10 protein-coding genes and 1 pseudogene are annotated in these 14,104 nt (G+C 57.0%); 1 reads left to right on the forward strand and 10 read right to left on the reverse strand.

What is annotated here, in order from left to right; translation table 11 throughout:
• Positions 1 to 21: 21 nt before the first annotated feature.
• The 5 genes and pseudogenes from ACR1XU_RS06970 to ACR1XU_RS06990 form a co-directional block, all read right to left on the reverse strand.
• A pseudogene (locus tag ACR1XU_RS06970) lies at positions 22 to 1,702 on the reverse strand (Na/Pi cotransporter family protein).
• Positions 1,703 to 1,897: 195 nt separating this feature from the next.
• Positions 1,898 to 3,250 (reverse strand): (R)-1-hydroxy-2-aminoethylphosphonate ammonia-lyase, encoded by a 1,353-nt coding sequence (pbfA, locus tag ACR1XU_RS06975; protein WP_480903822.1) that lies wholly within the window; start codon positions 3,248 to 3,250, stop codon positions 1,898 to 1,900.
• 106 nt (positions 3,251 to 3,356) lie between these two features.
• Entirely contained in the window at positions 3,357 to 4,820 is a 1,464-nt protein-coding gene (phnY, locus tag ACR1XU_RS06980) for a phosphonoacetaldehyde dehydrogenase (RefSeq protein WP_480903820.1), read from the reverse strand.
• A 3-nt stretch (positions 4,821 to 4,823) separates the two neighbouring features.
• Positions 4,824 to 6,068 carry a phosphonoacetate hydrolase gene (gene phnA, locus ACR1XU_RS06985; RefSeq protein ID WP_480903817.1) on the reverse strand — a complete coding sequence of 415 codons (1,245 nt, stop codon included), beginning with the start codon at positions 6,066 to 6,068 and terminating at the stop codon, positions 4,824 to 4,826.
• A gap of 20 nt (positions 6,069 to 6,088) precedes the next feature.
• Positions 6,089 to 7,276: a 2-aminoethylphosphonate--pyruvate transaminase gene (locus ACR1XU_RS06990; RefSeq protein WP_480903814.1), complete on the reverse strand. Its 1,188-nt coding sequence runs from the start codon at positions 7,274 to 7,276 to the stop codon at positions 6,089 to 6,091.
• 120 nt (positions 7,277 to 7,396) lie between these two features.
• Between ACR1XU_RS06990 and ACR1XU_RS06995 the strand changes: the two genes are divergently transcribed.
• The gene (locus tag ACR1XU_RS06995; RefSeq protein ID WP_480903811.1) at positions 7,397 to 8,281 is read left to right on the forward strand and encodes a LysR substrate-binding domain-containing protein; all 885 of its coding nucleotides are present in this window, start codon (positions 7,397 to 7,399) and stop codon (positions 8,279 to 8,281) included.
• A 28-nt stretch (positions 8,282 to 8,309) separates the two neighbouring features.
• Here the strand turns inward: ACR1XU_RS06995 and ACR1XU_RS07000 are convergent, their stop codons facing one another.
• The 5 genes from ACR1XU_RS07000 to ACR1XU_RS07020 form a co-directional block, all read right to left on the reverse strand.
• Positions 8,310 to 10,331, reverse strand: a complete 2,022-nt coding sequence (locus ACR1XU_RS07000) for a putative 2-aminoethylphosphonate ABC transporter permease subunit (protein WP_170681671.1) — start codon at positions 10,329 to 10,331, stop codon at positions 8,310 to 8,312.
• A complete protein-coding gene (locus tag ACR1XU_RS07005; RefSeq protein ID WP_480903808.1) occupies positions 10,328 to 11,461 on the reverse strand; it encodes a putative 2-aminoethylphosphonate ABC transporter ATP-binding protein in 1,134 nt (377 codons plus the stop codon). The genes ACR1XU_RS07000 and ACR1XU_RS07005 overlap by 4 nt, the downstream gene beginning before the upstream one ends.
• A gap of 132 nt (positions 11,462 to 11,593) precedes the next feature.
• On the reverse strand, positions 11,594 to 12,613 hold the full coding sequence (locus ACR1XU_RS07010; protein ID WP_170612111.1) for a putative 2-aminoethylphosphonate ABC transporter substrate-binding protein: 1,020 nt from the start codon (positions 12,611 to 12,613) through the stop codon (positions 11,594 to 11,596).
• A gap of 215 nt (positions 12,614 to 12,828) precedes the next feature.
• A complete protein-coding gene (locus tag ACR1XU_RS07015) occupies positions 12,829 to 12,969 on the reverse strand; it encodes a hypothetical protein (protein WP_480903806.1) in 141 nt (46 codons plus the stop codon).
• A gap of 44 nt (positions 12,970 to 13,013) precedes the next feature.
• On the reverse strand, positions 13,014 to 13,853 hold the full coding sequence (locus ACR1XU_RS07020; protein ID WP_480903803.1) for an EamA family transporter: 840 nt from the start codon (positions 13,851 to 13,853) through the stop codon (positions 13,014 to 13,016).
• Positions 13,854 to 14,104: the final 251 nt, after the last annotated feature.

The following is a 14,104-nucleotide window of genomic DNA, read 5'->3' on the forward strand; positions in this document are numbered from 1 at the left end:
GGCAAACGAGTTGAGACGATCTCACGGACCGCTTGGCTCGTCGGCAATTTCCTTGATCAATCGCGTCTCCAACAATTGCCCATAGCGGTACAGGACCGGGTAGGCGACAGAGGCGATGTGACTGTTGAACTCTCGAAACGCACGCAAAGTCTCCAGATGCATATCGCTGGTCTCGAAGCTTTCCGTTGTCCCATGTTGCAATCGGCGCAGGTGCCGCTTGCGGCTGTCACGTTCCACCCGTTTTATTTCGGTTTTTTCAAGGCTCAGCAGCCGCGCGCTTTCCAGATCGTCTGAAATAAGCACATTCGAAGCCAGTTTCATATTCGACAGAATGCTCTCGTGCATGTGGACGAGTTCCGACCAGCCCTCTTGCGAGAAACTTGAACCCTTGGCGCGCATTTCGCCCGCCAAAACAGTCAGGCGTTTGGCAACAACATCCCCGGCCGTTTCAAGCCGAATAGCGAACTCCATCAGATCGCGCGCGGTTTTGGCATCCTGTTTTTCGTATAATTCAGCCGGTATCGCTGCAACAAAGGTTCGAATACCCGAGAGGCACTGGTTCACTTCCTCGTCAATCGCCTGAACAGACCGGATCTGTTCCTTATCACCGTGTCGGTACAGTTCCAGCACCGGGCGGAACATGGTCTCGAGAAGATCGCTCATCCGCAGAAGTTCCCGCTTCAGGCTCGGCAGCGCTTGGTTTGGGTTCGAAACGCATCTGATGTCCAACGCACTGACCGGCCTTGCGGGTTGCGGCTTCTGTTCTTTTTGGGGGGTCTGGCAAAAGCGTTTCGAACAGTGCCTGCAAGCGCCCGCAAAACGGAAGCGCCAGAACCAGCAGTGACAGGTTGAATGCAAGATGCACATTGACGAGCATCTGTCCCCCCTGCGGTTCGCCCAATAGCCCGGTTCGCAGGGCCAGGTTCGCCACAAACAGGGTCACCAAAGCCCAACTGCCCCGCAGCGCCAGGTTTGCGTAGGGGATGCGTCGTGCCGTCACAGGCATTCCCCGGGTCAGCCAGACCGGAATGAAGGCCGAGCCAAAATTCGCGCCAAGAACCAATGACATACCGGCGGCAAAAGGGATTGCGCCGATCTGTACAAGCGTCACGCACATAAGGATGGCCGCGACCGACGAGTGCATGACAAAAGCCAGGGCACCCCCGACAAGGAAGGCCGTGATGTAATCGCGCGCCAGATAATCGGCGACGGCGGGCAGAAATGCACTATCCCGGATGGGGTCCATCGCCTCGCGCAGGAACCTCAGCGAGATCAGGATAAATGCCACGCCCATCAGAATGCGCCCAAGCTGCCGTGCTTTCTTGGCTTCGGTCTTGACGAACAGATAGCCGCCAATTGCCAGTAACAGCGGCACAAGCCAGTCCAACCGAAAGGACAGGATCTGAATGATCAACGCCGAGCCCAGATCGCCACCCAGTACAATCGCTAGACCGGCTGGAAAGTTCAGCATTCCACTGGCGGCAAACCCGGACGTCAGCAAAGCCACGGCGGCCGAGCTTTGCAACACGACCGCCATCATCAGCCCAACCACCGAGGCATGCAGGTAGCTGCGCTGTTGCGTCATCACCCGTTGGAACGACGCGCCGTAACTGCGTTCGATTCCAGTGCGCACCATGCGTACTGCGTAAAGCAGAAGCATGGTTGCCCCGGCCAAACTGATCAGGAAGGTGACAATTGCCATGCTTCACTCCGGCTTCAAAACAGGTATTTGCACCGCAGTTTGTGTGCGATCCGCTGCAGATGGCTTTTGAGTCTTAGGCGACGGCAAACAAGGACGGGAAATCCGGTCTATTTTGCAGCATCTTATTGGGTTGCGCCAAGTGTGCCCGTTACCGAGCCAATTGGGCGATCTTGCCCGCCGCCATGGCCCGTCGGCTCAGTTTGCCTCTGTGATTGCGGCAACAACGATGTCGATGGCACGATCCAGTTCAGTTTGCGAAATCGTCAGCGGCGGCGACAGGGTCAGAACGCAACCCTGGCTGATCTTATAGCTCAACCCCGCTTCGAGACAGGCATAGTAGATCTGTTCCGCGCGCGCATTTCCGGGCGTCTTGCTGGAACGGTCCTCGACAATCTCGATACCGAACATAAGGCCGCGGCCCCGGATGTCACCGACGATGGGAACATTCTGAAGGGCGTCGACCAGGCGCCCCATCGCGTATTCGCCCAACTCAGCCGCGCGCTGGACCAAGCCCTCGTCTTCTATGATTTGAAGTGTCGTCAAAGCGGCCCGAGAGGTTACGGGGTTCTTTTCGTGCGTGTAATGCCCAATGGCAAAGTCCCCGCAAACATCCAGTTTTTTCCGGGCGATGCAGGCGGCGATTGGCAGGATACCCCCGCCCAGCGATTTGCCGATGGTGACAATGTCGGGGATGATTTCATCATGCTGGAACGAGAACATCTGCCCGGTCTTGCCCAGCCCGGTCGGAATTTCATCCAGGATCAGCAATGCGCCGTGCCGGTCGCAAATTTCGCGCACCCGTTTCCAGAAACCTGGCGGCGGCACGATGGGCACGGCACGCATCGCCTCGGCCACGACGGCGCAGATGTCGCCTTCGCGTTCCAGCACATAGTCGATCATGTTGGCGCAGGCTTCGGCGCTGGCTTCAAGCGTTGCGTGTCCATAGGGGCATCGGGTGGGGTGGAAGGGTGCTACATGCTCGGTTCCCGGCAAAAGCGGCCCGGCGATGTGGCTGCGGAAAGTGGCCTCGCCGCCAACGCTTGCCGCGCCAAAGCCCGCTCCGTGGAAGGCGTCCCAGAAGCTCAGAGTCTTGAAACGGCCCGTCGCGGCGCGGGCGATCTTGAGCGCGACTTCATTGGCGTCCGAACCGCCGGTGGTGAACAGTACCTTGCCCAGATCGCCCGGGGTGATGGCCACCAGCTTTTCGGCCAGTTCCACCGCCGGGTCATTGGTGAAACGGCGTGGGGCAAAGGGCAGGTCGTCCAGCTGATCCTTGATCGCCTGCACCAGAAGGGGATGGCCATAGCCAATGTGATGTACCGAATTGCCATGGAAATCCATGTAGCGGCGGCCGTCGAGATCCTCGATCCAGATACCTTCGGCTTTGGCAATCGTGCTGACGCAGGGGCTGGACAGGGACTGATGCAGGAACACATCCGAGTCGCGTTTCAGCAGCGGCGACGACTTGGGCCCGATGGACTTCTTCAGCCAGGCTTTGCGGGCTTCCGAGGTATTCGATTCCCCTTCTGTATGGACAATCTGTGGCATATCCGTTTCTCACTGTCGTTTTGGAAAAGGGGCGGGCCCCGAAGGGTCCGCCAGTTCCGGGGAGAAATTTCCTGGACCCCTCCTGTTTGCAGAAGGGGCAGGGACGTCAGCCAGGCCAGGGCAGCGAATAAGTCTTCACGTTGGTAAAGAACTTCATCGCTTCGATAACGCCTTCCTTCACGCCGTTTCCGCTGTCCTTGATACCGCCGAAGGGCGACATTTCGATCCGGTAACCCGGCTGTTCCCAGATGTTGCATGTGCCCACGTTCAGCCCGTTTATATAGGCTATGGCGCGGTTCAGATCGTTGGTGCATACGCCTGAGGACAGGCCGAACTCGGTCGAGTTCGAGATTGCCATCACCTCTTCGTCGTTGTCGGGCACACGCACAATGGGGACGATCGGGCCAAAGGTTTCCTCCATCACCAGTTCGCTGTCATGGGGCACCTTGTCGACCACGATCGGCGGCAGAAGCGCGCCCTGACGGCCCGGATGATAAAGGATTTCCGCGCCCTCTTTTTCGGCCTGATGAACACGGTTCTCAAAGACTTCCGCCGCCTTGTCGTGGATGACGCAGCCCAGTTCGGTTTCAGGATCCTGCGGATCGCCGAATTTGATCTTTTTGGCCTTCTCCAGAACCAGCGGCACAAATCTGTCGGCCACGCTTTCCTGCACGAGGATCCGCTTGACTGCCGTACAGCGCTGGCCGGAATTGCCGGTGGCACCTGCAACCGCAATCGTGGCAGCCTTGTCCAGATCAGCGTCGCTGAGGTCGTTGAGGACGATCAGAGGATCATTGCCACCAAGTTCCAGCGCCTGACGTTTGTAAACGCCCTTCTCGGCAATCATCTTGCCCACAGGCACGCCGCCGGTGAAGGTGATGATGTCGATATGCTCGTTGGTGATCATCTCGTCGCCGATGTCAGCGGGCCAGCCGGTGACAACCTGGAACATCTCGGGCGGCAAGCCCGCCTCGTACAGAATATCCGCCAGGGTCAACGCGGTCAGCGGGGTCAATTCCGTCGGTTTGCAGACCATGCAGTTGTTGGTGGCAATCGACGGCGCGATCTTGTGGCTGACCATGTTAAGCGGGTGGTTGAACGGTGTGATCGCGCTGATCGCCTTTACCGGCTCGCGCATTGTAAAGATCTTGCGGGCCTTGCCGTTATGGGTCAGATCGCACGAGAAAATCTCGCCATCATCCTTCAGTGCCTCGGCGGCAGCGAACTGATAGACATCCTGCGCGCGCTTGGTCTCGTAGATCGCGTGCTGGTGGCAGATGCCCAGTTCAAGCGTCAGCCACTTGGCCAGATATTCGCGTTTCTCCCCGATCAGTTCACCCGCGCGCTGCAGGATCTGGCTGCGTTCATATCGGGTGAGCTTTGGTTTGTAGTTTGCCGCAATCTCGAAAGCCTTGCGCGCATGTTCGGCGGTTCCGGCCGGAACGTACCCTACAACTTCGTTGGTATAGGGGTAGTGCACCGGAACGGTTTCTTCAGTGAAGACAATTTCACCGCCGATCCGCATTCCTTCGTTTCGTATTTCGATGTTCGACATGGTCTGATCTTTCATGACTTACTGTGCCGCTGCTGTGGTTGCGTAAAAGAAGGCGTCGAAATTACGCAAAACCGGTTGGTTGGGCAGGTCGATGACGCGGTTCACGATGAACGGAACTTCTTGCTCGGTCAAACCGCCATGGCTGCGCAGGGGTTCCTTCAGGGCCGCCAGATCGTGACGGTGCTCGGACGTGCCAATGCAGATGTTCTCGCCCGAGACCATCACGATGTCGCCAATCCGGTCGCCCGGCAACTCGAACTGCTCGATGGCTTCGGCCTTGGTCAGCACGTGGGTTATACCCTCGGTCGCTTTGAGTTTTGCTATGATTTCATCCTGATCCGCGCCTTCCGGCAGATAGGCGGTCGCGAAAGACCCCAATGCGCCGTGATGCACGACATAAGGATCGGTAATCGGCAGGATGACCCGCGCGGCGTCCTTGCCCAGCCACTCGTCCATCAGATCCTGCGCATAGACAACGGCGGGCGAGCCATCAGGCAAGTGCTTTGGCTTCATGCCGTGGTCGGCGGTCACCACGATGGCGGCACCCAACGCGTCCAGTTCGCCCAGATAGCGATCGAACATCGCGTAGAAATCCAGCGCGCCTTGCTGTTCGGGTGCAAACTTATGCTGAATATAGTCAGTGGTCGACAGATACATTACGTCGGGCTTGAACTCTTTCAACAGCTTGACGCCGGCAGCAAAGACAAACTCGGACAGTTCGGCCGAGTAAACCTCGGGGACGTCCATGCCCAACCATTTGCTGGCATTGTCGATGCCGTGCTCAGCCATGGTCGTCTCGCCCGAACGTTCCGAGGAAAAGGCGACTGCACGGCCTTCGTCGAACTTCAGCCCCGCACCAAGAAGCGCACGCAGTTTGTCCTTGGCGGTGACCATGGCGACGCGGAACCTGGCATCGTAGAATTGCGAGAAGATCGTCGGCGCGCGCAGGAAACGCACGTCATTCATCATGACTTCTTCGCCGCTGTCCGGGTCAATCAAGTAGTTGCCACAGATGCCATGCACGATGGGCGGGCGTCCGGTGGCGATCGACAGGTTATTGGGGTTGGTGAAGGACGGGATCACGGAATGGGCCAGCCGGTCAGTGCCTTCTTCGCGCATCCGCTTGAGGTTGGGCATCAGGCCCTTGGCAATTGCAACCTCCAGATATTCAGGCTCGCACCCATCCAGGCAGATGGCGACTGCGGGGACCTTGGGCGTTGGATAGACGCGTTCGTTTGCTACAACGGGGGTTTGGATGGTCATCTTGTCATGTTCCTTGATAGTTAGGCAGCCAGTTTGGCGCGTTCTTGCAGTGCCCGGAGGGGAGGTGCCGCGTTGGTCACGCCCATCTCCTCCAATGATTCCTTTGCGGCGGTCACGACCATTCGCATGACGTGTTCGTCCATTTGGCCGATGCATCCGACGCGGAAGCTGTCGACCACCGTCAGTTTGCCCGGGTAGATGATGAAGCCCTTGGATTTCATCAGGTTATAGAACTGATCAAACACGAAGTTTTCGTCCGCGGGACAGAAAAAGGTGACGATAATTGGGCTGAGCCAGCGATTGTCCAGCAACGTTTCAAAGCCCAGCTCTCGCATTCCGGCGACCATGACATCGCGATTACGGGTGTAACGCCCGCCACGGCCAGGTACGCCCCCTTCGGCGGCGTGTGCCCTGAGTGCCTCGATAAAAGCGGCAACCACATGTGTTGGCGGTGTGAACCGCCACTGGCCGGTCTTGTTCATGTGCGCCCACTGCGCGTGCACATCCAGAGACAAGGAATGGCTGTTGCCCTTCGCGGCTTCAAGCTCGGATTTGCGGGCGACGATGAAGCCGAAACCGGGCACGCCTTCGATACATTTGTTGGCCGACGACACCATCGCCTCGTAGCGGATTTCGGTGGGTTTGAGTTCCACCGCGCCAAACGCCGACATCGAGTCGATCAGAAGTTTGCGCCCGGCGGCATAGGTGACTTCGGATATCTCCTCGACCGGATTCAGAATTCCCGAGCTGGTTTCGCAGTGAATGGCGACCACATGGGTGATGTCTGGATCCTCGGCAAGAATGCGGGCAACTTCCTCGCCTCTGGGCGGCAGGTAATCCCCTTTGTCCAGAACGACATGATCGCGGCCCAGATATTCCAGGGTCTGCGCAGATCGTTGCCCGTAGGCGCCATTTGCAAGAACAAGTGCCTTGCCATTGGCGGGAATAAACGACGCAAGCATCGCCTCGACCGAGAACGAACCACTGCCCTGCATGGGGACGCAATCGTAGTCGTCAGCCCCTTCGCCAAGCAACGCCAGAAGGCTGGACCGCACTTCGCGTGTCATGGCGCGAAAGTCGTCATCCCAACTGCCCCAATCCTTCAACATGGCTTCTTTTACAGCATAGGACGTTGTCAAAGGACCGGGTGTCAGAAGATATGGTTCACCGAGGCGAGGAGGTTCGATTTTTGCGTTGGAAGGCGTCATATCCATGCTCCAGAAAAGCGTTTTCAAGAACACAATTGCAGCAACGGTTGCTATATGTGAAATTGCAATTATCGATCTAATTATAAGCTCAGCCTATGTAATGGGAAACGGGGATACGCGATGCGGCACAGTCAGCTTAAAGCCTTTCATTTCGTGGCTAAACACGGTGGTTTTTCGCGTGCAGCAGAAGCCTTGTATCTGACACAGCCGGCCATTTCCGAGCAGGTGCGAAAGCTGGAACAGGATCACGATTTGTTGTTGTTCCAGCGCGAACGGAAACGTGTGACCCTGACCCGTGAAGGAGAGCAGCTTTACAGATACACCAAACAATACTTCGAGATCGAAGATCAGATCGAGGACTACCTTTCCGAGACCAAGGCCGTGGTTGATGGAGAGTTGCGCATCATCGCCGACTCAGCTCACCACCTGACAGCATTTCTGGGGGCCTTTCAGAAGAAGAATCCGAACGTCACAATCACCGTGCGCTCGGGCAATACCGAGGAAATCCTGGAGGAACTCCGGTCCTATAATGCGGAGATCGGCGTTGTCGGTAGCCTGTCGCCGGGCAAGGACATGGAAATTCTGAGCCTTGGATCCACCGAGATCGTTGCCTTTGCGGCCCAGGGTTTGCTTTTGGCGTCCAAACCGACCCTGTCCCTGGAAGAGTTGTCAAAGCTGCCGCTTATCTTTCGCGAGACCGGGTCAAAAACGCGCCAGAAACTGGAAGATGAGGCCAAAAAGCACGGGATCATGCTTAAACCGGCGATCGTTGCCGAAGGGCGTGAAGCAATTCGGGAACTTGTGGCCTCCGGCGCCGGCATCGGTTTTGTTTCGCAGGCGGAATACGGGCATGATGACCGGCTGCGGCAGATCAAGTTGCAGGGGATCAATCTGCAAATGGGCGAGAGCATCATTTCGCTTTCGCAACGCCGCGAGGTGAAGATCATCCGCGCCTTCATGGAGTTCGTGCAGCGGACTTTGAATGAAAACCCCGCCAATAGCTGATTGGCGGGGCAGGGTGTCAAAATGGCCGCTAGCGACTTCGCCAGGCTTGAGTGCGTTTCAGAATGCCCTTGGACGCTATCTGATGAATGATCCGGGCCGCGGCATTTGTATAGAAGATCATCATCCCCATTGCCGCCGCCGGTGCGATATCTCCGGCATCATCCATATTCAGGACAGCGATTGAGGCGAGCGTGGTCTTGGGGGAGTACAGAAACACCACCGCCGACACGGTCGTCATCGCGTTGACGAACAGATAGATGGATATGTCCAGAACCGCTGGCAGGCAGACCGGAACCGTCACCCGTGCAAACAGCTTCATCGTCGGTTGCTTGAGCGACGCTGACACGGATTCGAACTCGCGGTCCATTTGCTTAAGGGCCGTCACCGCCGTCAGGTGCGATACGGTGTAGAAGTGCGTCACCGTACAGATCACCAAAATCGCCATTGTGCCGTAGATGCCGTTCAGCGGGTTTGACGGGTTATTGAAGAAAAAGATGTAGGACAGCCCCAGCACCATGCCCGGAATGGCCATCGGCAACATCGCGAACATCTGAAAAATCGATCTGCCGGTGCGGAACCCTTGTGATTTCTCAACCAGGTAGGCCCCGAAGAACACAACCGCCGTGCCAATGATTGCAGTCAGCAGGGCCAGCCGGATCGAATTGAAATAAGACCCCCAGCCGCCGCCATCCATCTTGTCGAACTGATAGTTCCTCAGGCTCAGGCTCAGATCATAGGGCCAGAACTTGATCAGGGCAGCGAACTGGCACACTGCCAGAAGGCCAACGATGAACAGGCCGACCGCGCTGCAATAGGCCAGAAACAGGCGATCAGCTTTCGGGTTCGGGGTTGGCTGATACGGCACCGACCGGGCCGACAGCAACGCCACCTGTTTGGACTGAACCATGCGGTCGATCGCAAAAGCCAGGATCGCCGGTATCACCAGAACCACGGACACAACCGCGCCCATCTCAAAGTTCTGCTGGCCGATCACCTGCTTGTAGATGTCCACCGCAAGCACGTTGAACTGCCCGCCGATGACTTTGGGCAGGCCAAAATCGGTGATTACCAGATTGAACACAACAAAGGCGGCAGAGATCAGGCCGTAGCGGGCACCCGGAACGGTGACTGTCCAGAACGTGCGCCAAGGGGTCGACCGCAGGCTTGCGGCGGCCTCGTAGAGCCGCGCATCCGAAATCGCCAGCGCTGTTGAGATGATCAGGAAAGCGTGCGGGAAGGTGAAGAAAACCGATCCGATCACAATGCCGATCGGGCCATAGATGCTGGCACCGAACAACAGCTCCTTGATCATGCCCTGATTGCCGAAAAGATATACCAGTGCAATGCCCGGCAACAGCGAAGGAACCAGAATGGGTGCCATTGCGATCAGGCGAAAGACACCTTTGAAACGCATACAGCTGCGATTGAGCGCGTAGGCGAACCAGAAGGCCAGCGTCACGGTGACGATCGTGCTGACAACCGAAATCCAAAGCGAATTCTTGATCGAATTGAACAGCGCGGGCGTCGAGAAGTAGTTTACAAAATTGTCCAACCCCCTGGACTGGACGGGCCGAAGTTGAACCCGCCGAAAGGTATTGGAATCCAGCTCGACCCAATCGGTTCCTTCCTGCAGCGTCGATCCGACCAGGAACCGCCCGGTATCCGTCGTGTTCCGGATCTGATACATCACCGGACTGCGGAAACTGAAATCCGGGAAGAAACCTGTAACAGGCAAGCGCCCGTCCGAACCCGTCACAAGATCGGTGTCGGCAAATGCTCCGGTTTCGCGGTTCAGCGCATCGCCCGACAGGATCGTTCCATCAAAACTCCCTGCGTCATCGCTGACCTGAAACTCGTATTGGGACAGTTCCACCCGATAGGTGGAAAACGACTTTGAGAGCATCGTGTATAGCGGAAGCGCCAGCGTCACGATCAGATACAGCACGATGACCATCATGCTTCCGCGCATCAGGATGTCGTCGCGGCTGAGCTTGGGTTTGATGATTGGGCCGGGGGGCAAAGTGTTACTGTTGGTAGAAGCGGTACTCATGCCCCGGCCTCCGGTACGTCAAAGGCCATCAGGCGGTCTTCGGGAAGCTCGATCATCATCGTCCGCCCTTCTTCCAGCTCAAGGCGACGTACGGCATTGATCGAGAAATCCGCGATCAGCTCCGAAGTGCCGAACCGCTCATTGCTCAGGCGGCACCGCCAGAACGAACCAAGGAACTCCATCTCGGTGATCTGTACTTCGAAGGCGTTTTCCGGGGTGGTAATTGTATCCGGCGCACCGGGAGACCGCGCGCCCTCGCCATGCGGAATGACATCATCGGGTCGGACAGCAGCTATGACGCGGCTTCCTTTCTGATGCGAATGCCGCGTGCATTTCAGCACGGACCCGCCCAGTTCTATCGTCTGAGGGTCACCGGCAACTGCCGACAGCTGGTTCATCTCGCCAATGAAATCGGCGACAAACAAGTTCCTTGGATGGCGGTATATCTCGGTGGGCGATCCCACCTGTTCAATCACGCCATGGTTCATGACCACGATCCGGTCCGCCATGGCCAAGGCCTCTTCCTGGTCATGCGTCACCATCACGGTGGTCACGCCTAGCTTGCGCTGTAACTCTTTGATTTCATGTCGCAAATGGACGCGTACTTTTGCATCAAGCGCCGAGAGGGGCTCGTCCAGAAGCAGCAGGCCGGGCTTGGTTGCGATGGCACGGGCCAGGGCAATCCTTTGCTGCTGCCCACCCGACAACTGTGCCGGATATTTTTTGCCCTGATCCGGCAGGCCGACGAGATTAAGCAACTCATTCACACGTACAGCGATTTCAGATTTGCTGTGGCCCGAGTTTTCCAGGCCGAAGGCAATGTTCTTTTCAATGGTGAGGTTCGGAAACAGCGCATAGGACTGAAACACGATCCCGAAATCACGCTCGGACGGGGGCAGGTTGGACACGTCCTTGCCGTCCTGCATGACTGTCCCCTTGGTCTGCAAATCCAGACCGGCGATAGCGCGGAGCAGGGTCGTTTTCCCGCAACCCGACGGGCCCAGAAAACAAACGAATTCGCCATCGTTGATTTCCAGCGAAATATCCTTGAGAGCGAGAAAGCTGCCGAACGCCTTCCACAAGTTCTGGATGCTGAGATACAGTTCACCGGGAGGTGTTTTCTGAAGCACGGGAGAGGTCCTCACATCTGCACCTCGGGCATGGCTGATCCGGGCTGGGCATTGCCAGGTGCGCAGGTCACGTTTTTGGGAAAAAGAGAAGGGCGCGCAGGAGAAGCAAAAGCACCTCTCCTGCTATCGTGTTTATTTCGCTTCCGACTTTCCGTCATAGCGAGACTGCCATTCCTTCAGGATTGCCGCACGATTATTCGCGGCAAACTCAAAATCATTGTCAATCATGGCATCCAGAAGACCCTCTGGGAAGTGCTCAACCGGTTTTGCGATGCCGGGGTAGGCCACAACCGCATAGCCGGTGTTGTACATTTCGTTGGCTTCCTTGGTGACTGTGAAATCAACCAGTTTCTGAGCCGCTTCCAGATTTGCCGTTCCGGCGACAATTGCGGTGGCTTCCATGTCCCAGCCTACGCCTTCGGACGGGACGATAATCTCAAGAGGCGCGCCATCCGCCTTGGACTTGGCGCCGCGGAAGGCAAACGAGATACCGATCGGGATTTCGCCAGCTGCCGCCAGCTTGCAGGGTTTGGACCCTGAATGCGTATAGCGCGCAATATTTTCGTGCAGCGCGTCCATGTACTCCCAGCCGCCTTCTTCACCGAACATTTGCAGCCAGCTTGAAACGTCAAGGAACCCGGTGCCTGACGAGTTCGGGTTCGGCATGATAACCTGATCCTTGTACATCGGGTCAGTGAGGTCTTTCCACGAGGTGGGTGGCTTCAGCCCGGCCTTTTCGGCCTCGACCGTGTTGTAGCAGACGGATGCAACCCAGGCATCCATGCCAACCCATGCGGGTGGATTGTCACCATCGACAAACTTGGGATCCAGATTCTCGACGCCGGCGGGCGCGTAGGGTTCCAGCATGCCTTCCGATTTGAGAAGCAGCAGCGACGTGGCCGCAAGCCCCCATACGACGTCTGCCTGGGGGTTGTCCCGCTCAGCCAGCAGTTTGGCGGTGATGATCCCGGTCGAGTCGCGAACCCAGTTGATCTTGATGTCAGGGTTGCTTTGGTTGAACGTCTCGGCATAGCGGGCCAGATCTTCCGCCTCGACGGCGGTGTACACTGTCAATTCTGTTTCCGATGCCGCAACCGTCGCGGTCATTGCGCTGACGGCCAGAGCGGCAAGAAATGATGTCGTGTGTTTCATTGTTATCCTCTGTTGGTGATTTCTTGACGGGTTCGCCATTCTTGCGCGGCGTTCTATTCAGATTTGTATCAACAGTTTGACAGATAAAAACTTCAAGAAAAATCGATTATATCTTCAACATCATAAGCGCATCCTATGGAAAAGCAGCTATGGATTGCCGACGGTTGCGATCAATTCCGGCAACGGAGCGGCAGGGCCTAACCGTTTGAAGCCGCTTATTTTGCATACTTTTGGTGCCGTCCAGCAGTGTCATCCCCTGCGCGGACCAGAGCCTGAACACAGGCGGGCTCGGTATTGTTCCTGCGGTGGTCCGGCATCTCGCCGGGATTTGTGATGAAGATCAGTACTTCTTTCATGCGTGTTTCCGGGTTCTGCGTCCGAAATCTGCCCTCAGATTTCGTCATCTCGCCATCGCCAAAACCAAGATGCCGAGCGCCACGATTGTCGCTGCAAGAAGCCTGTTGGATTTGGGCCCTTCGCCAAACCACATGACGCCAATTATCGACGCAAAGATCACGGAACTTTCTCTGATTGCCGACACCACGCCCAAAGGTGCAATCGTCTTGGCATACAGCACCAGTCCGTAGGCCAGGCCGGAAATGACGCCGCCCGCCAGACCTGCCCAGACAAAGCGTCTGGGCAGTGCCACAAGGCGCTGCCATCGTGTTGTGAAGATGAACCCAGCAACAATAATTTCGGCGACGAACAAGGCCGCGATGTATCCCAATGCGTTCTCGGACAGCCGAATGCCGACACCGTCGACAATCGAATAGGACGCAATCATCAGGCCCGTGCCAAGGGCTGCCGCTATGGCGATCCAGTTCGTTTGTCTGCCCAACCCGGCAAGGGACAGGCACCCGATACCTGCCGAGATGCAGAGTATGCCGATCCATGCGACCGTCGAAAGAAGCTCTCCTGCAAACAAAATTGCGCCCATCGCGACCAGAATAGGCGTGATCCCGCGAGAGATGGGGTAAACCATCGACAGGTCGCCATGTTTATATGCGGTGTTCAGAAACCAGTAATACCCCCAGTGGATCAGGGTCGAGCCAACGATAAAGGGAAAAGCCGCCCAAACCGGCAACCCGAAGAACGGCAACGCAAACAGCGCAGGGATTGCGTGGCCAAGCGACACCAGACCCAAAACGATTGCTTTGTCGGGCGCCCCTTTGACAACCGCATTCCAGAGCGCATGCAAAAAGGCAGCGGTCAAAACGATAAGAAGCGCCGAGGTTGTCATTGCGAGCCGAAGGAATGGTTTGGTTTGTTGGCGTGCATCAGAACTCCGACCTCAATGCGCTGATACGCGCGCGCGTTTGGTTTGCCGGCGCAAGTGCGTGGCACGCGACCGACAGAACCGAACCGGAGGTCTGTTCGTCAAGGACAAGCTGGTCCAATGGCAAACTATCGCAACGCAGAAAACCGAATTTGGAGGTTTGGTTCGCTTCGGGCCCGATAACCGAACGGTGTTTCATCCAGGTTCATTTCGGC

The organism is Ruegeria sp. D1(2025) (assembly GCF_056536425.1).